Origin of the sequence: Streptomonospora mangrovi, assembly GCF_027604915.1 — a bacterium.
Taxonomy (GTDB): Bacteria; Actinomycetota; Actinomycetes; order Streptosporangiales; family Streptosporangiaceae; genus Streptomonospora; species Streptomonospora mangrovi.
On record NZ_JAJAQC010000010.1, the window covers coordinates 168,576 to 188,640 of the forward strand.

Annotated in this window: 13 protein-coding genes; 4 read left to right on the plus strand and 9 right to left on the minus strand. The window is 75.1% G+C overall.

The genetic code is table 11. The features are described 5' to 3' along the window. The first annotated feature begins 41 nt into the window (after nt 1–41). The 3 genes from cysD to LG943_RS08775 all read left to right on the plus strand — a co-directional run bounded on the left by cysD (nt 42) and on the right by LG943_RS08775 (nt 3,289). The gene (gene cysD, locus LG943_RS08765) at nt 42–974 is read left to right on the plus strand and encodes a sulfate adenylyltransferase subunit CysD (protein ID WP_270071705.1); all 933 of its coding nucleotides are present in this window, start codon (nt 42–44) and stop codon (nt 972–974) included. 38 nt (nt 975–1,012) lie between these two features. Then, the gene (gene cysN / locus LG943_RS08770; protein ID WP_270071706.1) at nt 1,013–2,281 is read left to right on the plus strand and encodes a sulfate adenylyltransferase subunit CysN; all 1,269 of its coding nucleotides are present in this window, start codon (nt 1,013–1,015) and stop codon (nt 2,279–2,281) included. A 114-nt stretch (nt 2,282–2,395) separates the two neighbouring features. Then, a complete protein-coding gene (locus LG943_RS08775; protein WP_333486344.1) occupies nt 2,396–3,289 on the plus strand; it encodes a sulfotransferase in 894 nt (297 codons plus the stop codon). A 492-nt stretch (nt 3,290–3,781) separates the two neighbouring features. On the opposite strand, the gene LG943_RS08780 is transcribed toward LG943_RS08775, so the two are convergent. Continuing rightward, nucleotides 3,782–4,210, minus strand: a complete 429-nt coding sequence (locus LG943_RS08780) for a hypothetical protein (RefSeq protein WP_270071707.1) — start codon at nt 4,208–4,210, stop codon at nt 3,782–3,784. Here LG943_RS08780 and LG943_RS08785 point away from each other — a divergent pair. Then, nucleotides 4,200–5,180, plus strand: coding sequence for a glycoside hydrolase family 26 protein (locus LG943_RS08785; protein WP_270071708.1), 981 nt, complete (start codon nt 4,200–4,202; stop codon nt 5,178–5,180). The genes LG943_RS08780 and LG943_RS08785 overlap by 11 nt on opposite strands. A gap of 142 nt (nt 5,181–5,322) precedes the next feature. Here LG943_RS08785 and LG943_RS08790 read toward each other — a convergent pair whose 3' ends face one another. The 8 genes from LG943_RS08790 to mfd all read right to left on the minus strand — a co-directional run bounded on the left by LG943_RS08790 (nt 5,323) and on the right by mfd (nt 19,393). Beyond that, the gene (locus LG943_RS08790; RefSeq protein WP_270071709.1) at nt 5,323–6,843 is read right to left on the minus strand and encodes a glycosyltransferase; all 1,521 of its coding nucleotides are present in this window, start codon (nt 6,841–6,843) and stop codon (nt 5,323–5,325) included. Next, nucleotides 6,840–7,298: a glycosyltransferase family 28 protein gene (locus tag LG943_RS08795; RefSeq protein WP_270071710.1), complete on the minus strand. Its 459-nt coding sequence runs from the start codon at nt 7,296–7,298 to the stop codon at nt 6,840–6,842. Before LG943_RS08795 ends, LG943_RS08790 begins: the two co-directional genes overlap by 4 nt. A 122-nt stretch (nt 7,299–7,420) precedes the next feature. Next, a complete protein-coding gene (locus LG943_RS08800) occupies nt 7,421–8,986 on the minus strand; it encodes an oligosaccharide flippase family protein (RefSeq protein ID WP_333486342.1) in 1,566 nt (521 codons plus the stop codon). Continuing rightward, the gene (locus LG943_RS08805; RefSeq protein WP_270071711.1) at nt 8,974–9,849 is read right to left on the minus strand and encodes a sulfotransferase domain-containing protein; all 876 of its coding nucleotides are present in this window, start codon (nt 9,847–9,849) and stop codon (nt 8,974–8,976) included. The genes LG943_RS08800 and LG943_RS08805 overlap by 13 nt, the downstream gene beginning before the upstream one ends. A gap of 131 nt (nt 9,850–9,980) precedes the next feature. Further along, complete coding sequence (locus LG943_RS08810; protein ID WP_270071712.1) at nt 9,981–11,222, minus strand: aminoglycoside phosphotransferase; 1,242 nt, start codon at nt 11,220–11,222, stop codon at nt 9,981–9,983. Continuing rightward, nucleotides 11,219–12,829 (minus strand): ligase, encoded by a 1,611-nt coding sequence (locus tag LG943_RS08815; RefSeq protein ID WP_270071713.1) that lies wholly within the window; start codon nt 12,827–12,829, stop codon nt 11,219–11,221. Before LG943_RS08815 ends, LG943_RS08810 begins: the two co-directional genes overlap by 4 nt. Continuing rightward, on the minus strand, nt 12,829–15,261 hold the full coding sequence (locus tag LG943_RS08820) for a Wzz/FepE/Etk N-terminal domain-containing protein (protein ID WP_270071714.1): 2,433 nt from the start codon (nt 15,259–15,261) through the stop codon (nt 12,829–12,831). The genes LG943_RS08815 and LG943_RS08820 overlap by 1 nt, the downstream gene beginning before the upstream one ends. Before the next feature lie 523 nt (nt 15,262–15,784). Further along, nucleotides 15,785–19,393, minus strand: coding sequence for a transcription-repair coupling factor (gene mfd / locus LG943_RS08825; protein WP_270071715.1), 3,609 nt, complete (start codon nt 19,391–19,393; stop codon nt 15,785–15,787). Nucleotides 19,394–20,065: the final 672 nt, after the last annotated feature.

The window sequence follows — 20,065 nt, forward strand, 5'->3', positions numbered from 1 at the left end:
CCGCGCCCCACGCGTGCGGCAACAAAGCGTTAGGCGGGTTCATGAGTCAGGCCAATACGGCGCCGCGCGGCAGATACCAGCTCTCCCAGTTGGACTTCCTCGAGGCCGAGGCGATCTTCATCATGCGCGAGGTGGCCGCCGAGTTCGAGCGGCCGGTCCTGCTGTTCTCCGGCGGCAAGGACTCCATCGTCATGCTGCGGCTCGCCGAGAAGGCGTTCTGGCCGGGGGCGATCCCCTTCCCGGTCATGCACGTCGACACCGGGCACAACTTCCCCGAGGTCATGGAGTTCCGCGACCGCCGGGTGGCCGAGGCCGGCGTCGAGCTGATCGTGGCCTCGGTGCAGGAGCAGATCGACGCGGGCAAGGTCGTGGAGCCCACCGGCCGCTGGGCCAGCCGCAACCGGCTCCAGACCGCCGCCCTGCTGGAGGCCATCGAGACCCACCGGTTCGACGCCGCGTTCGGCGGCGCCCGCCGCGACGAGGAGAAGGCCCGCGCCAAGGAGCGCGTGTTCTCCTTCCGCGACGAGTTCGGCCAGTGGGACCCCAAGGCCCAGCGGCCCGAGCTGTGGAACGTGTACAACACCCGCATCAACATGGGCGAGCACATCCGCGTGTTCCCGCTGTCCAACTGGACCGAGCTGGACGTGTGGGGCTACATCGCGCGGGAGAAGCTGGACCTCCCCTCCATCTACTTCTCCCACAAGCGCCAGGTCTTCGAGCGCGACGGCATCCTGCTCTCCGACAACCCCTTCATCACCCGGGGCGAGGACGAGGAGCTGTTCGAGGCGACCGTCCGCTACCGCACCGTCGGCGACATGACCTGCACCGGTGCCGTGCGCTCCAGCGCGGTGGAGCTGGACGAGATCATGGCCGAGATCGCCGCGACGCGGATCACCGAGCGCGGCCAGACCCGCGCCGACGACCGCTCCAGCGAGGCGGCCATGGAAGACCGCAAGCGCGAGGGCTACTTCTAGACCCCGGCCCTGACCCCACCCCTTTGGAACGTGTGCACATGAGTACAGACATCCTGCGGTTCGCCACGGCCGGGTCGGTCGACGACGGCAAGAGCACCCTGATCGGCCGGCTCCTCTTCGACTCCAAGTCGATCTTCGAGGACCAGCTCGACGCGGTCGAGCGCACCAGCCGGGGCCGCGGCGAGGAGCAGACCAACCTCGCGCTGCTCACCGACGGCCTGCGCGCCGAGCGCGAGCAGGGCATCACCATCGACGTGGCCTACCGCTACTTCGCGACGCCGCGGCGGACCTTCATCATCGCCGACACCCCCGGCCACATCCAGTACACCCGCAACATGGTCACCGGGGCCTCCACCTCCGACCTCGCGATCATCCTGGTCGACGCCCGCAAGGGCCTCCAGGAGCAGAGCCGCCGCCACGCGTTCCTGACCACGCTGCTCCAGGTGCCGCACCTGGTGCTGGCGGTCAACAAGATGGACCTCGTGGACTACTCCCAGGAGCGGTTCGAGGAGATCAAGCAGGAGTTCTCGGCGTTCGCCACCAAGCTCGACGTCAGCGACCTCACCTTCATCCCGATGTCGGCGCTCAACGGCGACAACGTCGTGGACCGCTCCATCAACATGCCCTGGTACGACGGCCCCTCGCTGCTGCACCACCTGGAGCACGTGCACATCGCCTCCGACCGCAACCTCATCGACGCGCGGTTCCCGGTGCAGTACGTGATCCGCCCGCACCGCGCGGCCGACCCCGAACTCCACGACTACCGCGGCTACGCCGGGCAGGTCGCCGGCGGGGTGTTCAAGCGCGGCGACGAGATCATGCACCTGCCCTCGGGGCTGACCACCCGGGTGGCCAAGATCCTCACCCCCGACGGCGAGCTGGACGAGGCTTTCCCGCCCATGTCCGTGACCATGCTGCTTGAGGACGAGATCGACATCTCGCGCGGCGACATGCTGTGCCGGCCCAACAACCAGCCCGAGGTGTCCCAGGACATCGACGCGATGGTGTGCTGGATGTCGGAGTCCCGCAAGCTGACCCCGCGCTCGCGGCTGCTGATCAAGCACACCACCCGCACCGCCAAGGTGATGGTGCGCGATCTGCTCTACCGGCTCGACGTCAACACGCTGCACCGCGACGAGGACGCCGCCGACCTCTCCCTCAACGAGATCGGCCGGGTGAGCCTGCGCTCGACGCAGCCGCTGTTCGCCGACGAGTACAAGGAGAACCGGCTCACCGGCGGGTTCATCCTCATCGACGAGGGCACCAACGCCACCGTCGGCGCCGGCATGATCGTGCACGCCGACTAGGCGCCGCCCGCCACGGAAGTCCTCGCGGCCGTTCGCGCCGCAGCGTGACCGCACCGGCACACGGCGTACTAGTGTGCCGGTGTGGAGGACTTTCAACTGCTGTTCGTCGGCGGCATGGGGCGCTCCGGCTCGACCCTGATCGAGCGGCTGCTGGGCGAGTTGCCCGGCGTGTGCTCGGTCGGCGAGGTCGTGCACCTGTGGCGCCGGGCGCTCCTCGACGGCGAGCCGTGCGGCTGCGGCGCGCCGTTCGCCGAATGCGGCTTCTGGGCCGCCGTGGGCCGCGCGGCCTTCGGCGGCTGGGAGCGGGTGGACGCCCGCGAGGTCCTGGCGCTCAAGGACTCGGTGGACCGCACCCGCTACGTCCCCGCGCTGCTGCGCGGCCGGCCCCCGGCGGCGCTGGCCGAGCGGGTGGTCCGCTACACCGACCTCTACGACCGGCTCTACGCGGCCGTGGCCCGCGTCAGCGGCTGCCGGGTGGTCGTGGACTCCAGCAAGCACGCCTCGCTCGCCGCGTGCCTGCGCCACCGCTACGGGCGCGGCCTGCGGCTGCTGCACGTGCTGCGCGACCCCCGCGCGGTGGCCCACGCCTGGGCCAAGCGGGTGCCCCGGCCTGAGGCCACCCCCGCCAGCGCCGAGCAGGAGATGGCGCGCTACTCGGCGGGGCGGGCCGCCGTCCAGTGGACGGCGCAGAACGAGATCCTGGCCCGGCTGACGCGGGAGGGCGTGCCCACGCGGCGGGTGCGCTACGAGGACTTCGTGGCCGACCCGGTGGCCGAGTTCCGGCACATCGCGGCGTTCGCCGGACACCGCGGCGACGCGCTGCCGGTGGCGGCCGACGGCACCGCGCACCTGTCGCCCGGCCACACGGTGTCGGGCAACCCGATGCGCTTCCGCACCGGCGCGGTGCGGGTGTGCGCCGACGTGTCGTGGCGGGCCGGGCTGGCGCCGCTGAACCGCGCGGCGGTGTCGGCGCTGACGTGCGCGACCCGGGGCCGGTTCGGGTACTGAGCGCGCGGGTGGGCGCGGGCGGGGCTCGGTCGAGCGCGGTGGCGCGGGTAGGGGCGCCGCCGGGGCCGGCGGGCGGGCGGCGGACGGGGGAGGAGCGCGCGGAAGGGCCGGCGCGGGCGGTGTCGGACTTGTCGCCATTGCGACGCGCCCGAAAAACAGCGGCTTGTGTTGCTGTACGTGGTTGTGTGGTAACTAATTGTGCATGCGTGATTCCGGGGGAGCCCACAGGTCCGACCACGGCCACCGCGCCACCCGGCGCGCGGCGCGGCTGCTGGAGCAGTTCACGCCGGGGCGCCGCGGGGGTGCGGCGGTCGCGGTGACCCTGATGGCGGTGGCCTGCGCGCCCGTGGCCGTGGGCCACACTGCGGCGCGGTTCATGGACGGCGAACCCCGGCCCGCCGCCGGCCACGCGTCGGCGGGGCCCGAGGGCGCCTCCACCGGCTACGACACCGGTCCGGTGGCCACCGGGTCGGCGTCGGCGGGGGCCACCTCCTACGCGTCGGCCGGCCCCGACGGCGCCGTCAGCGAGTACGGCGGCACGCCCTCACCCGCCACCACCACCGCGTCCTCGGCCGGGCCGTCGCCGGCCGCGTCGGCGGGTACCGGATCCTCGCCCGCCGCCTCGCCCTCGTCCTCGCCGTCGGCGAGCGCGCCGGCCCCGGGCGGCGCCGCAGCGCCGGAGTCGCCCAGCGCCTCGGCGTCCCCTGCGGCGGCCGGCCCCTCGCCCGCAGCCGAGCCCGCGCCGGGCGCGCAGCCCTCGGCCGCGCCCTCCGGCGCGGAGCCCTCGGTCGCGCCCTCGGGCGGCGACCCCGCACCGGCGTCGCCGTCACCCGGCACGGCACCCAGCGCCTCGCCCAGTCCCTCGACCAGCCCCTCGCCCGACGACCCCCGCTGCACGGTGAGCGCCATCATGGAGCCCACGTGCGCGGTGTGGTGGGGGGCCAGCCCCTGGCGGGGCGACCCCCGGCCGCTGGAGAAGACCACCGGCCGCCCGATGGACATCGTCTACACCTGGCACGGGATCGACCAGCACGACATCCCCACCGCCAGCGAGGTCGCGCTGACCCGCGAGGGCCGGATGCTGCACGCCAACATCGAGGCCCGGCGGTTCGAGGAACCCGGCCACCCGGCGCTCAGCTACCGGCAGATCATCGAGGGCGAGTTCGACGACTCCCTGACCGCCCAGGCCCACAACATCGCCGACCTCGGCCAGCCGTTCTTCGTCACCTTCGACCACGAGGCCGACGCCAAGAAGCGCTACAACACCCGGGGCACGCCCGAGGAGTTCGTGGCGGCCTGGCGGCACATCGTGGACCTCTACCGCGCCAACGGCGCCGACAACGCGATCTTCGTCTGGAACGTCACCGGCTGGCCCCAGAACCTCGACCGCCTGCCCGGCCTGTGGCCCGGCAACGCCTACGTCGACTGGATCAGTTGGGAGGCGTACAACATGACCGGGTGCGAACTCCAGCCCCACTGGGAGCACGTGGACTCCTTCGAGGACGCGCTGCGCCCCACCTACGAGTGGATCCAGACCGAGGGCGAGAAGCACGGGATCGACCCCGACAAGCCGGTGATGATCGGCGAGATGGGCACGGTGCCGCTGCGCGACCCCCGGGCCACCGCCGAGTGGTACGCCGCGATCCCCGAGACCCTGCGCGAGTACGAGCGGGTGCGGGCGGTCAAGCTGTGGGACGGGATGACCGCGCCCACCTGCGACTTCCGGGTGCTGCGCGACGCGCACGCCGCCCACGGCTACAGCAAGGCCGCCCGGCACCCCTACGTCAACGTGCCCGAGCGGGCGCGCGAGGCGATCGAGGACGCCCTGGCGCTGGCCGAGGAGGCGCGGCGCCACGCCGAGCGGCTCAGCGAGCGCGGGCTGCGGGAGTAGCCCGCCCGCGCGGCGCACCGGAGGCGGCCGTGCGGCAGTCGAGCGGGCACGGCCCGGCCGGCCGCCGCGCGGCCGCCGCCCGCTCGGAAGGCGCGCGCCGCCCGCCGCGTCCCCCACCATCGGACGTGGGCGCGCGGCGCGGCTACAGCCCCCGGCCGCGGCGGTGCAGGGCGCGCAGCACCGCGCCGGCGGGCAGGCCGCAGCCCACCGCCGCCGCCAGGTAGGCGCGGGCCTCGCCCGGGTGGGCGCGCAGGGCGGCCACCGCCCACTCCAGCGCGGCGGCGCGCCGGCCCGCGGCGGCCTCGGCGAACGCGATCTGCCCGGCCACCCGGGCGAACCCGCGCGGCACCAGCCGGAACTCCGGGTAGGCGGTCAGCAGCCAGCGCAGCGCCGCCGAGATGGTCTGCCACCGGCCGCCGAAGTGGGACCGGGCGTGCCAGAGCACGCGCACGTGCGCGGCGGGGACGTTGCGCACGGGGGCGCGCCGGGCCATCCGCAGCAGCAGTTCGTAGTCCTCGGCGTAGCTGCCGGGGATCTCCTCGTTGACGCCGCCGGCGCCCTCGACCAGCGCGGCGCGCCGCAGCAGGAACGTGGAGGGGTGGAGTTCGGTCAGCCGCGAGCGCAGCAGGTCGGCGAACTCCACGCGGGTGCGGTCGAGCACCCGCTCGGCCTCCCGGCGGCCGTAGACAACCCGGATGCCGCAGCACACGAGTTCGGTGCCGGGCTCGGCGCGCATGACCTCGACCTGGGCGCGCAGCTTGCCCGGCAGCCAGGTGTCGTCGTCGTCGCAGAAGGCCACCAGGTCGCTGCGGGCCGCCAGGACCCCGGTGTTGCGGGCGCCGGCCAGCCCGGGGCGGCCGGTGTTGCGCAGCACGCCCACGGGGCGGGCGGCGTCGGCGCGCTCCAGGGCGGGGTCGGGCTCCTCCTGGTCGTAGACGACCAGGGTGCGCACGGTGCCGGGGTAGTCCTGGGCGGCGATGTGGTCGAGGGTGCGGCGCAGCAGGTCGGGGCGGTCGCGGGTGGGCACCACGACCGTGACCTCGGGCCACGCGGAGGGGTCGGGATCGCCGGGCGGGGGCGCCGCGGGACCGGGCCGGTCGGCGCGGGCGGTGCCGATGAGCAGGTCGATCAGCCGGCCGGCGCGCAGGGCCACGGCCTCGGGGCCTTCGCCGGGCTCCTCGACCACGCGGAAGTCGGCGGGCTGGGCCAGTGCCTTGTCGACGGTGGCGGCGAACTGCTGGTAGCTGGAGCAGGCGCGCACCATCCGCGCGGAGTCGAGCCGGGCGACGAACCGGATCTGGTGGTCGTCGACGTGCTCGCCGAGTTCGGGGTCGCGCGCCACGGCGATCGGCAGGTGGCCGGCCGCGCGCGCCTCGCTGATGGTGGCGGGGCCGCCGTGGGAGACCACGGCGGCGGCCGCGCGCATGGCCGCGCCGAGCCGGTCGCGGTCGATGAGGCCGACCCCCTCGGCGGTGGCGGGCGCGGGCGTGGCGCCGTGCTGCACCAGCACCCGGACCTCGGGGCGGTCGGCGGCGTAGGTGTCGGCCCAGTCGATCAGCCGGGTGAACGGGTGGTGGTCGGTGCCCACCGCCACCAGCACCAGCGGGCGGACGTCGGCGGGGTCGGTGAGGGCGGCGCCGGAGTCGGCGCGGCGGTCGGTCACAGCAGCGGTCCCACGGTGATGGCGGTCGGCAGGAAGGCCCGCTGCTCCTCCCACTGGGCGAGGTGCAGCCGGGTGAAGGGCCGGCAGAGCCGGGTGGTCAGGGTGGGGGTGTCGATGCGGTCGTAGACCTCGACGTAGACGGTGGGGATCCGCAGCAGCCAGGCCAGGACGAAGAACGGCAGCGCCACGCCCGCGCCGGTGGTGACGACGGCGGCCGGGCGGGTGCCGGCCAGGGTGCGCACCGCCAGCAGGGTGTTGCGCGCCAGGTTGGGGAGGTTGCGGGTGGTGGGGTGGTGAGCGTGCCGGACGTCCTCGCCGGCGAGCAGGTGCAGGGCGTCGGGCGTGGGGAAGGTGACCCAGATCCGGCGGTGCTCCCGCCACCACGGGCGCAGGGCCCACAGTTGGGCGAGGTGGCCCCCGCTCGACGCGACGAGGAGGACTGGAGCGGTAGGCATGGCGGCATCATCCCATAACTTATGGTGATTGCTTAATAGCTAACGGTAATGTCCGTGCCGTGGTCGCCGGTGGAGCGGCGCGGCCCGGCCGGAGCGTGCCGGCCCGGCCCCACGTCAGCGGATCAGCCCGCGCCCGCCTCCACCGCCTCGGGCGCCCGCGCCCGCCGGCGGCGCGACACCAGACCGTCGAGTTCGAGCGGCCCCCGCAGCCGCCACAGCGTCGCCAGGTACCCGGCGGTGCCCATGGCCAGCGCGGCGGCCAGCGACAGCCCGGTGGTGCCCAGCAGCGCCGCGCACAGCGCCGGCAGCGCCCCGAACCACCCCAGGCACACGCCGGCGGCGATGAACCAGCGCCGGTCGAACGGGTGCAGCCCGTGGGAGCGCAGCAGTTGCGCCAGCGGCAGCACCTTGCGCACCGTGATGGCGGCGGCCCACGCCAGCGCCGCGCCGACCGTGCCCAGTACGGGGATGAGCACGGCGCACAGCACGAGGTCGGCGGCCAGCGCCAGCACGTTGTTGACCAGGTTCCACCGGGTCCGCCCGGTCATCGTCAGCACGAGGTCGCCCATGCCCAGCGCCGCCGACGCCAGTTGGGCCAGCGCGATGACCACGAGCACCGGGGCGCCGGCGGTGTAGCCGGACCCGAACAGCGCCATCAGCAGGGGGGCGTAGGCGAGGGCGGGGAGGAACATCGGCCAGGTCAGGCAGATCTGCCAGGCCGTGCCGGCGCGGTAGAGGCGGTTGGCGCCGGCCCGGTCGTCCACGGCCAGGAGTTCGGCCAGCCGCGCCTCGGCGGCGAACTGGAGCGCCTGGGCGGCGAACTGCCCGGCGACCATGAACCGGGTCGCGGCGGTGAAGAGCGCCGCCTCGGCGGCGCCCTGGAGGGCGGCGACGAACACGATGCCCAGGCGCTGGATGCCCAGTTGGGCGATGCCGGCCACCGAGCGCGGCAGCGCGAACGCCCAGAAGGCCCGCGGCGACACCGCCGGCTCCGGGGCGGGCGCGCGCCGCGGGGTGCACGGGGGCGCCTTGGCGCGCGGCGCGCCGGTGATGCGGCGCATCCACCACCACGCCAGCACCGCCACCGGCAGGTAGGGGCCGGCCCAGGCCACCGCGAGCAGGCCCGCCCAGCCTGTCACCGCCACCCCGCACACCAGCGCCAGTTGGGCCAGCGGGCGGCCCAGCTTCTCCAGCAGCACGGTGGGGGCGTGGTCGTGGTAGGCGCGGGTGGCGGCCAGCGCGGCGTCGGTGATGACCGCGAACGGCAGGAACACCGCCAGCAGCCGCAGGTAGACGCCGGCCGCCGGGTCCGACAGCAGTTCGGCCAGCTCCCCGGCGAACGCGAACAGCAGCGCGCCCAGCAGCACCGCCGCCCCGGTGGCCGGGGCCAGGGCGGTCCGCAGCACCCGGGGGACCGCCGCGGCCGCCCCCGCCGTGCGCAGCCGCGCCAGGAAGTACACCAGGCCGCTGGTGGTGCCCAGGTTGGCCGCCGCCGAGGCCACCAGGAACACCGAGGTGGCCGAGAACAGCAGGCCGGCGGTCTCGGCGGAGAACCCCCGGGTGACGGCGACGACCACGCCGAGGTTGACGACCGCCGCCGTGACGGCGCCGGCCATGTTCACCACCCCGCCGCGGGCCACGCGGCGCATCTCGGGGCCGCCCCGGTGGGCCGGGCTCACGTCCGCCACGCGGGGGTGCGGCCCCACCAGTCGGCGAGTTCGCGGTCGGCCTCGGCGAAGTGGTCGCTGAGCCGGGCGCGCAGGCTTGCGGGCATGGCGGAGCGCGGGCGGGCGTTGTGCCGGCCGAACCGGACGCGGTCGTGGTGGCCGATGCCCAGGAAGTGCTCCACGGCGGCGAACGCGGGGGCCGGCGCGGTGAAGAACGCCTCGCTGTCGATGACGTGCATGCGGTCGCGCCCCACCAGCTTCTCCAGCCGGCGGAGCTGCTCGGCGTAGCGCCCGCGCGCCAGGTAGGCGTGGTGCTGGTGGGAGTGGGAGTAGGCGGTGGGGTCGCGGCGCAGCCGGTCCTCCTCGCCGCGCAGCCGCTCCTCCTCCAGCTCCAGCGCGCGCTCGAACGGCTCGGTCTCGAACCCGCGCGCCAGTTCGTGGCTGTGGGCGGAGTAGGCGCGCTCGACCGGGTCGCGCAGCATCACGATGACCTTCACCCCCGGCAGGTCGCGGGCCAGGCGCTCGGCGGCCAGGGGGTGGAACAGGTAGTAGGGGCTGGACTCGCCGACCTCCACGCGCGGCCGGCCCCGGCAGGGGCGGGTGAACACCCGGGGCGGGAAGTGCCCCCGGTAGAAGTCCAGGCCCCGGGCGTACTGGGTGTCGAAGTAGTGCACGCCCTTGCGCAGCGCCGGGCCCATGACCTGCGGGTGCTGGACCAGGGCGCGGAACAGCGAGGTGGTGCCGCAGCGCTGGGCGCCGACGATGAGGAAGGTGGGCAGCGAGCGGATGCCGCTGGTGGCCTGGCCGAAGGCGTGGGACACCGAGCGGACGGCCTCCTTGACCGCGGGGGGCACGGCGGGCCGGGCGGTGGGGTTCGCGCTCATGGGCGGTTTTCCTTGTCCGATCAGCGGGAGCGGTGGAGCGAACGGCGCGGGGCGGGCGGCGGCGGGGCCGCCGGCGCCTCAGCGGGGCGGCGCGGGCGCGCGCCGGGGCGGCCCGGTGGTGCGGGGCGGGGTCATCCGGCGGCCTCCCGGCACTCGTACTCGGCGCGGTCGCGCAGGCCCGCCAGCGCCGGCAGCAGCCAGTCGTCGACGGCCGCGAGCCGCGCGCCGGCCTCGGCCTGGCGGTCCTGGAGGTAGCGGGTGGCGAGGTCGATGAGGTAGAGCGCCATGACCGTGGCCACCGCGCCCGAGGGCAGCCCGGCCCCGCTCATCAGAGGGTCGCGCAGCAGCCGCGCGCCGGTGTCCAGCCACCGGTGCACGCCCGCGTGCACCCCGATCTGCACGCACTCGTTCAGTTCGTAGTGCAGGGCGTCGAACCCCAGCGGCACGCCGAAGGCCAGGCGCTCCCAGTCCCACACGAACGCCCGGCGCGGGGTGCAGGCGACGTTCCAGCGGGTGAGGTCGCCGTGCCAGGCGCCGAAGGGGATGCGGACCTCGGGCAGGCGGTCCAGGCAGGCCCGCAGCGGCTCGGCCTCGGGGCGGGCGCCCAGGGCGGTGATGCGGGCGGCCAGCCGGGCGCGGTAGGCGCTGCCCGCCAGCGGCGCCACCTCGATGGGCTCCAGCGCGGAGATCTGGAGCACGCAGCGCAGCAGTTGGCGCCGAGTGGGGCGGTCGGTCTGGTCGCCCACCGGCAGTGCGTCCTGGACCAGCAGCGGGCGGCCGTTCCACTCCCCTGCGTACAGCAGCCGGGGGACGGTGATGTCGGGTAGGCGGGACTCGGCCAGCAGGCCCAGCGCCTCGGTCTCGGCGCGGACCAGGCGGCTGGTGAGGTCGTTGACGCCGAGCTTGGCGTAGCCGATGGCGCGCCCGGCGGGGGTGAGCAGCAGCAGGACGGGCTTGCGGTTGGCGCGCGGCGGGCCGATGTGGATGGCGATGACCACGGTGCGGTCCAGGGCGGCCGACAACGCGTGCTCGATGGTGCGGCCCGCGCCCACGTGCAGCCGGTCGCGCAGCAGCAGCGGCGCCACCCCGCAGGCGAACGCGGTGGTCAGCACGGTGGCGCGCACGCGTTCGCGGAAGGAGTGCCGCTGGGCGAACGCCGCGATCCCGCGCGCGGCGGCGTAGCGGTTGGTCACCGGCAGGATGACCCGGGGGTTGTGCGCCGAGGGCACCGGCAGGTAGACCCGGCTGTCGCGGCCGCCCCGGGCGGGGCTGGACCCGCTGCGCCCGGCGGCGGGCTCACCCCGGCCGAGCATGCCGCCGCAGGGCCACAGGACCTCGGCCAGTCCGGTCAGGTAGTCGGTGTCGCCGGTCATGTCCCACCCCTCGCGTCGGGCTCCGGTGCCTTCGGGGGGACCGTGCCGGCGGGGGAGGCCCCGGCTGTGGGCGGGGCCGGCGGGAGGGGGCGGGTGCCGCGCCGCCACAGCAGCGCCACCGCGATCATCGTGACGGCCAGCGGGCCGGTCAGCGCGACGTAGAAGAACATGTACCAGAACAGCAGGAGGACGGTGAGGAGCGCGGCCGCGCCCACGGGGGTGGTGTCGCGGCGGTGGCGCCAGGCCGTGTAGCCGAAGAACGCGAGGAACAGGGCGGTGCCCACCCAGCCGTTGGCGACCAGCAGCAGCCAGAGTTGGCCGTTGTTGCCGATGGTGTGGTTGCCGCAGCCGGGGCACTCGGGGGAGGGGCCGACGGCGATGGACTCCGAGCTGCCGGCCATGTCGCGGGTGGTGCCCCAGCCCAGGACGGGGGAGGCGTTGGCCGCCTCGACGGCGGCCACGCTGGTGGCGGCGCGGCCGTCGTCGCTGTGCGGGCGGTCCATGCGCTCCAGCACGATGTCCACCAGCGGCGACATCAGGGCCAGGGCGAGCGCGGCGGTGGCGCCGAGGACGACGGCGCCCACCGCCAGGGTCCGGCCGGCGCGCACCAGCAGCACCAGCACCAGGCCCACGGTGAGGACCAGGCCCGCCCACAGCGCGCGGTTGAGCGAGTACACGATCGGCGCGAGGGACACGGCCAGGGCCGCGCCGGCCACCAGGGGCCGCCACCACGACCCCGGCCGGGCGGCGCCGGCGACGGGGCCGGCGGCGGGGCGCGGGCCGCGCGCCAGCCAGCCGACCACCAGCCACGGCACCAGCAGCGACAGCATGTTGCCCCAGGTGTTGGTGTACTCCCAGGGCGCCTTGGGCCGGGCGGTCTCATACCCCAGGACGTCCATGATCTGGGCCGATGCCGGGTGCAGGAGGTCCTGCACGTAGGCGTCGGCGGCCAGCCCGGCGGGCAGCAGCCGCTCGGTGGGCGCGGTGAACTCCCACTCCGGTGCCAGCAGCCCGAGCATGCCGCCCGCGACGGTGGCCAGGCACAGCCAGCCCAGCGAGCGGGCGACGGCGAGGTCGGGGAGTTCGCGGCGGCTGAGGTTGCCGACGTAGAGCATGACGACGGTCAGCGCGAGGTACCCGCCGAGCCGCACGAGCGCGCCGAGGAGGCTGCCGCTGCCGGGCACGGTGCCGGCGGGGCTGGTGCCGATGAGGGCGAGCCCCACCACGCCCCACACCAGGAAGAGGCCCCACAGGGTGAAGCCGGGCGGCAGCCGCAGCCCGGTGGCGCGGTGGCGGCGGAGGAGTTCGACGGCCATGGGCACGGCGAAGATCCAGAACGCGAACTGGCCCAGGCCGAGCACCCACCACAGCGGGTACCCGATGAGCAGCCAGTGCAGCGGCCAGGCGGGCGGCGGCCCGCCCGACCGGGCGCGCGCGGCGCCGCCGCGCCGCGCCGGCAGGACGGCGCCCGCCCGCGCGCGTGGACCGTAGGGACCGGGCGGTCCGGGCCGACTGGGTGGACCAGGTTGGCCGGGTCGACCGGGTGGACCAGGCAGTCCGGGTAGTCCGGGCAGCCCGTGCGCGGGCGGGGTGGCGGCGGTGGTCATCAGCGGCGCAGTGTGAGGTCGGCTTCGGCGGTGGTCGAGGCGTCGGCGGCAGAGGCGTCGTTGGCGGACGCGCCGTTGGCAGAGGCGTCGTTGGCGGAGGTGCCGGCGGCAGAGGTGCCGTTGGCGGAGGTGCCGGTGGTCGCGGCGGAGCCGCCGCGCTTGCCGCCGGACTTCTTGGCCGGCTTCTTGGCGGAGCGGGCGGAACCTGTGCCGGACTTGGCGGCGGTGCCGGACCGGGCGCCGGTGCCGGTGGACGCTGCGGCGTTGTCGGCGGTGCCGCTCGCGGCGTCGTCGGAGGCGGTGGTACCGCCGGCAGGCTCGGCCGAGGCGGCGGTACCGTCGGCCGGGTCGGCAGGCTCGGCCGGGGCGACAGCGTCCGCGCCGTCGGTGATCTCGGCGGTCTGGGCGCCCTCGGTGCTGGCGGTGGTGTCGGTCTCGGCGGCGGCGGGCTGCGCGGTGCCGGCCTCGGCGGACTCCGCACCCTCGGCCGTCTCGGTGGCGGCGTTCACGCCGGTCGCCGCAGCGGTGCTGTACATGTCGGCGGTCTCGGCGGTGGCGTCCGCGCTCTCGGCCGTCTCGGCGGTGCCGTACATGTCGGCCGTCGCAGCGGTGTTGTCGTCGGCCGCCGCCTCGGCGGTGCCGGACTCGACCGCGCCGTCGGCCTGGACCGGGCGGTCGGCTTCGGCGGGCTCCTCGGGGTCGGCGGTGGCGGCAGCGGCGGGAGCGCTCGGCGCGGGCGCCTCGGCGGCCGGCGCCGGGGTCTCCGGCCCGACCTGGACCGAGCGCGGCCGGTCCACGCGCTTGACGGTGCGCAGCCGCCCCCGCTGCACGGCGGCGCGGGCGGCGGCCGATGCCCCGCCGATCCGGGCGGCGGGCGAGGGCACCGCGATCGCCCCGGCCACGACGCCGCCCAGCGAGCCCAGGGCGTCGACCGTGTCGCGGAGGTCCTCGGCCCGGGTGCGGCCGAGGTCGACGGCGGGCAGCACGAGGTCGGCCGAGGACGCCCAGGCGTGGGCGTCGGCGCGCTCGGAGGTGGGCGCGGCGGCCACGACGACGAACCGCGCGTGGTGGCGCAGCCGGCCCAGCAGCCCGACCATGTCGGGGCGCTGGAGCAGGTGCACGGCCTCGGCCTCGCCGTAGCGCAGGACGCGCAGCCCCGGCACGGCGCTCGCCTGCTGCTCCAGCCGCGCGGGGTCGGCGCCCTCGGCCAGCACCTCGGCGAGCCCGCGCTGGTCGGCGGGCAGGCCCAGGTGGTGGGCGGGTTCGCGGTCGGCGGGGTCGGCGCACACCAGCAGCACGTCGGCGCCGATGCGGGCGAGCGCCGCCGCCACGCCCACGGCCGCCGTGGTGGCGGCCCGGCCCGGCGACACGCCGGCGACCAGCACGACCGCGCCTTCCTGGCGGTCGGCGGGGAAGAGGCGCGCCGAAAGAGCGTGGGCGACCTCGTTGGCGCGCTGGGCGGCCGGGCCGTCGTAGAGCGCCGGGTGGGCGTTCTCGATGGTCTCGACGTGTCCGGTGCGGCCGCTGCCCGGCGCGGCCGGGGTGGACCCGGCGCGGCCGGTCGGCCCGGTGCGCACGGCGCGGCGGGAGTCGGAGAGGTCCAGCAGGGTCGGCAGGCCGGTGGTGCGGGCGATGTCGCGCGCGGTGTGCAGGCGGCCGGCGCCCCGGTCGGCGCGGTAGGCGGCGGCGACCCCGGCGGCCAGGCCGAGCGCGGCGCCGGCGGCCAACCACAGCAGCGGCATCGGCGACTCGGCGGAGCGCGGCGCGACGGCGGGGGAGATCACCTCCGCGGGCTCGACCGAGGCGCGCAGCGTGTTCAGCGGGGCGACGTCCGTGCTCAACTGGGCGATCTCGTTCTGCACGGCGGTCACGCGGGCCTGCTGGGTGCCGCCGGTGTCCGCTGCGGATGCGAGTTCGTCCAGTTCGGCGTAGCGGGAGTCGATCTCGCTTTGCAGGGCGGCGACGCGGTCGCCGATCTGGTTCTGGACCTGCGCGGCGCGGTAGTCGAGGTAGGCGTCGGCGAACGCGGCGGAGCCGTCGCGGGCGGCGTCGGGAGTGGAGGCCGAGAAGGCGATCTCCAGGACGCTGCTGTTGGGCGGGACGCTGACCTCGACCTGGCGGCGGAGTTCGACCGGGTCCACGCCCCCGAGCCGCCCGGCGGCGTCGTCGGCGACGCGCGCCGAGGACACGATCTGCGCCTCGGTGTCGAGGTTGATCTCGCCGTTGGTGCGCCCGGACTGCTCCCCGGTGACCTCGGGGATCCCGGAGGGGCGCACGTGCACGGCGGTGGTGGCGGTGTAGGTGCGCGGCGCGACCAGCAGCGCCAGCGCGGCGAGCAGCAGCCCGCCCACCACGAACGCGACCACGAGTCGCCACCGGCGACGCAACGTGGCCGCGACATCCTTGAGGTCCGGTCCGGCGGCGGTGTCCATGCGGGCTCCGCTCCTTTCAGCGACTACCACGGTTAGTACATTGACGAGCACTAAGGGTAGTCGTATTGGACGCGGCGGCGCATGACCCGCGCAGGGAAAACGCCTATTGGATGTTTATGCAGGTCAGCAAGGCTCCAAGAAGCGGAAAACCCGCGCGCCCTGTGGATAACGGCCCCGAACGCCGCCGTGGCCGCCTCAGCGGAAACCGGATCGCCCCTTGCGGAAGATTGGGAAGGCCACCCTCAGGAGCCATTTCCCCAAACCGACGAAAAACCGCCCTTCCGCCCGGTATCGTCCCAGGTCAACAAGAGTGCTCCCCGCACGCGCGGGGATGGCCCAGCCTTCTCCGAGGCGTGGGGGCCGCTGGAAGGGTGCTCCCCGCGTGCGCGGGGATGGTCCCGCGCAGATGGCCGAGATGGCCGACCTGCTGAAGTGCTCCCCGCGTGCGCGGGGATGGGACACGGCTGGGGGCCACCCTCCCTACGAGAGTGGCCCCCAGCCGCACATCTACCTACGCGCCGCCCTACGCCGACGCGCCCGACTTCTGGCGGGACGGCTCGAACAGCGCCTCCACCAGGTCGGTGCACCACTTGAGCAGTTCCAGGTCGCGGAGTTGGCGGCCGCCCAGGCCGCCGGACTTGGGGACCGGGACCAGCAGGGTGCGGGCGGGCTCCTTGTAGACCGACTTGGGGTAGAGGCGGCGCAGCCGCAACTGCTGGGACTCCCGCAGTTCCGCCGGGGCGAAGCGGATCTGGGTGCCCTGGAGCACCACGTCCGTCAGCCCGGCGCTCTTGGCCAGCACCCGGAACCGGGCGACCGCCAGCAGGTTGTCCACCGGCTGCGGCGGCGGGCCGTAGCGGTCGACCAGTTCCTCGCGCGCGGCCGCGATGTCGGCCTCGCTGGTGACCCCGGCGATCCGCTTGTACGCCTGGAGCCGCAGCCGCTCGCCCGGCACGTAGTCGTGCGGGATGTGGGCGTCGATGGGCAGTTCGACCCTGGTCTCGGCCTCCTCGCCCGCCGTGGGGTCGCCCTTCAGTTCGCGCACCGCCTCGCCGACCATGCGCACGTACAGGTCGAACCCGACCCCGGCGATGCTGCCCGACTGCTCGGCGCCCAGGATGTTGCCCGCGCCCCGGATCTCCAGGTCCTTCATGGCCACGTACATGCCCGCGCCGGTCTCGGTGTGCTGGGCGACCGTGGCCAGCCGCTCGTGGGCGGTCTCGGTCAGCGGCTTCTCCGGCGGGTACAGGAAGTAGGCGTAGGCGCGTTCGCGCCCGCGCCCGACCCGGCCGCGCAACTGGTGCAGTTGGGACAGCCCGTAGGTGTCGGCGCGGTCCACGATCAGCGTGTTGGCGTTGGGCACGTCCAGCCCGGACTCCACGATCGTGGTGGAGACCAGCACGTCGTAGTTCTTCTCCCAGAAGTCGATCATCACCCGTTCGAGCTGCTGCTCGTTCATCTGCCCGTGGGCGAAGGCGACGCGGGCCTCGGGCACCAGGCGGCTCAGCGACGCCGCCACCCGGTCGATCGAGGCGACCCGGTTGTGCACGAAGAACACCTGGCCCTCGCGCATCAGCTCGCGCCGGATGGCCGCCGCGATCTGCTTCTCCTCGTAGGGCCCCACGAACGTGAGCACCGGGTGGCGCTCCTCGGGCGGGGTGAGGATGGTGGTCATCTCGCGGATGCCGGTGAGGCCCATCTCCAGCGTGCGCGGGATCGGCGTGGCCGACATCGCCAGCACGTCGACCTGGGTGCGCAGCCGCTTCAGCGCCTCCTTGTGCTCGACGCCGAACCGCTGCTCCTCGTCGATGATCACCAGACCCAGGTTCTTGAACTTGGTCTCGCTGGAGAGCAGCCGGTGGGTGCCGATCACGATGTCGATCTCGCCGCGCCGAAGCCCCTCGCGGGTGGCCTCGACCTCGCCGTCGGTCTGGAACCGCGACATCGGCTTCACGCTCACCGGGAAGGACGCGTAGCGCTCGGTGAAGGTGGACATGTGCTGCTGCACCAGCAGCGTGGTGGGCACCAGCACCGCCACCTGCTTGCCGTCCTGCACCGCCTTGAACGCCGCGCGGACCGCGACCTCGGTCTTGCCGTACCCGACGTCGCCGCAGATCAGCCGGTCCATGGGGATCGGCTTCTCCATGTCGCGCTTGACCTCCTCGATCGCGGCGAGCTGGTCGGGGGTCTCGACGTAGGGGAACGCGTCCTCCAGTTCGCGCTGCCAGGGCGTGTCGGGCGCGAACGCGTGGCCGGGCGACGCCTGGCGCGCGGAGTACAGCCGGATGAGGTCGCCGGCGATCTCGCGGACGACCTTGCGGGCGCGGCTCTTGGCCTTGGACCAGTCGGCGCCGCCCATCTTCGACAGCGTGGGGGCCTCGCCGCCGACGTAGCGGGTGACCTCGTCGAGTTGGTCGGTGGGCACGAACAGGCGGTCGCCGGGCTGGCCGCGCTTGGTGGCGGCGTACTCGATGACCAGGTAGTCGCGGGTGGCGCCCTGGATGTTGCGGCTGACCATCTCGATGTAGCGGCCCACGCCGTGCTGCTCGTGCACGACGTAGTCGCCGGACTTGAGCTGGAGCGGGTCCACGGTGCCGCGCCGCCGGCTCGGCATCTTGCGCATGTCGCGCGTGGAGGACTTCTGCCCGGCCAGGTCGGTCTCGGTGAGCACGACCAGGCGCACCGAGCGCCACACGAACCCGTGCTCGATCAGCCCGGTGGTGACCGTGGCGACGGCGGGGTCGGGCGGGGTGTCGACGTCGCCGCGCAGTTGGGCGCCCAGCCCGGCGTCGCGCAGCATGGCGACCAGCCGCTCGGCGGGGCCGTGGCCCGGGGTCAGCAGCACCACGCGCCAACTGTCGTGCAGCCAGGACTTGACGTCGGCGAGCGCGCGCTCGGTGTCGCCCCGGTACGCCTCGGCGGCCGAGGCGCCCAGCTCCAGGCCGGGTTCGTCGGGGGCGTCGGTGTCGTCGTCGGCGCCCCGGCCGGCGCCGGGTCCGGCCTCGAACGGCGAGACCGACCACCACGGCAGGCCCAGTCCGGCGGCGTCGGAGCGGACCTCGGCGATGGACTTGTAGGCCGACCCGCCGAGGTCGATGGGTGCCTCGCCGCCGGAGGCGGCGTTGATCCACGAGGCGTCCAGGAACTCGCGACTGGTGGCCTCAAGCTCCACGGCGCGGGTGCGGATGCGCTCGGGGTCGCAGCCCACGATGTGGGCGCCCTCGGGCAGGTAGGTGAACAGCGACTCCATGCGATCGGCCAGCGCGGGCGCGAACGCCTCCATGCCCTCGACGGTGACGCCGTCGGCGAGCTTGTCGAGCACCTCGGCCAGCGCGGGGTGCTCCTCGGCCAGCCGGCGGGCGCGCTCGCGCACGGCGTCGGTGAGCAGGAGTTCGCGGCAGGGCGGCGCGAACAGCCCCGAGGCGGCCTCGGCCTGGCCGCCCTCGCCGATGGAGCGCTGGTCGGCGACCTGGAAGTAGCGGATCTCCTCGACCTGGTCGCCCCAGAACTCCAGCCGCAGCGGGTGCTCCTCGGTGGGCGGGAAGACGTCGAGGATGCCGCCGCGCACCGCGACGTCGCCGCGCTTCTCGACCAGGTCGACGCGGGCGTAGCCGGCCTCGACCAGCGCGCGCACGACGTCCTCCAGGGCGACCTCGTCGCCCTGGCGCACCCGCACGGGGGTGAGGTCGCCCAGGCCGCCCACCAGCGGTTGCAGCACGCTGCGGATGGGGGCCACCACCACGCGCAGCGGCGCGGTCAGCGGGTCGGCGGGGTCGGGGTGGGCCAGGCGGCGCAGCACGGCCAGCCGCTGGCCGACGGTGTCGGAGCGCGGCGAGAGGCGTTCGTGCGGCAGGGTCTCCCACGCCGGGAACAGGGCCACGGAGTCGGCGGGCAGCAGGCAGCCCAGCGCCTCGGAGAGGTCGCCGGCCTCGCGCTCGGTGGCGGTGATGGCCAGCACCGGGCGGCCGGCGCCCACGGGGGCGTCGGCGGCCAGCGCGGCGATCAGGAACGGCCGCAGCGACGGCGGCGCCACGAGGTCCAGGCGGGGGTCGTGGCCGCCGCGTGCGGTGTGGATCGCGGAGTTGAGTGCCGGGTCGTCGGCGACGACCGCGAGAAGTCCTGAAAGGCTCATATCACCAGGTAAGAGACTGTGGCAGTGGTGCCGGCGGTACCGGCCAGGCTGCGGTGGTCCCGGGCTCGTGCCGGGAGCCGGAGGCCGGGATCGCCGTGGGGGCGCGGGTGCGGCACGCGGTCGGCGCGGTCAGGCGCGAGGGTCCCCGTGGGCAAGCCTACGCCGCCGACCGCCGGCGGGGGCACCGCATCGCGGTTACGTCGTGTGGCCCGGGTCATGTCCCTCCTTATGGCCGCCGAGGGCCGCCGTGCGTGCCGGATGGGGCGCGCCGAGCGCGCGCCGGGCGGGCCGCAAGCCCCGGTGGCCGGGTGCTGTGGACGCGTGGCCCGTGGTGCGGAGGTCGTGCGCGAGGCGACCGGACGGGGTCGCGGGACGAAGGACGATCACCTCAGGTAACGACGGAGGAGGCCGCGGTGTTCCCGCGCGGGCGGTTCCCGCGCGTGCGCGCGAGGCGCCTGCGACGGAAAGCGGGTACCTGCGCGCGGTCGGAGGTGTCCCCGCGCGGGCGCGCGCGGAAGGCGCGGAAGGCGCGGCATGGTCGGGGCGGCCATCCCCACGCCGGGTGCCCCGCGCTGGGGTGCCGGGACCCGACCGGCGCGGGCCGTCGAGCGCGAGGTCCCCGTTTTCCCGTGCGGGCTCGCGAGGCTCCCCGGGCGCGCCGAGCGCCCGGGC

Excerpts from the sequence above, each read along its gene's own strand:
- cysN (WP_270071706.1), top strand. The coding sequence starts at position 1,013 with ATGAGTACAGACATCCTGCGGTTCGCCACGGCCGGGTCGGTCGACGAC.
- LG943_RS08785 (WP_270071708.1), top strand. The coding sequence starts at position 4,200 with ATGGAGCCCACGTGCGCGGTGTGGTGGGGGGCCAGCCCCTGGCGGGGC.
- LG943_RS08815 (WP_270071713.1), bottom strand. The coding sequence starts at position 12,829 with ATGACCACCGCCGCCACCCCGCCCGCGCACGGGCTGCCCGGACTACCC.
- LG943_RS08795 (WP_270071710.1), bottom strand. The coding sequence starts at position 7,298 with ATGCCTACCGCTCCAGTCCTCCTCGTCGCGTCGAGCGGGGGCCACCTC.
- mfd (WP_270071715.1), bottom strand. The coding sequence starts at position 19,393 with ATGAGCCTTTCAGGACTTCTCGCGGTCGTCGCCGACGACCCGGCACTC.
- LG943_RS08820 (WP_270071714.1), bottom strand. The coding sequence starts at position 15,261 with ATGGACACCGCCGCCGGACCGGACCTCAAGGATGTCGCGGCCACGTTG.
- LG943_RS08805 (WP_270071711.1), bottom strand. The coding sequence starts at position 9,849 with ATGAGCGCGAACCCCACCGCCCGGCCCGCCGTGCCCCCCGCGGTCAAG.
- cysD (WP_270071705.1), top strand. The coding sequence starts at position 42 with ATGAGTCAGGCCAATACGGCGCCGCGCGGCAGATACCAGCTCTCCCAG.
- LG943_RS08775 (WP_333486344.1), top strand. The coding sequence starts at position 2,396 with ATGGGGCGCTCCGGCTCGACCCTGATCGAGCGGCTGCTGGGCGAGTTG.
- LG943_RS08810 (WP_270071712.1), bottom strand. The coding sequence starts at position 11,222 with ATGACCGGCGACACCGACTACCTGACCGGACTGGCCGAGGTCCTGTGG.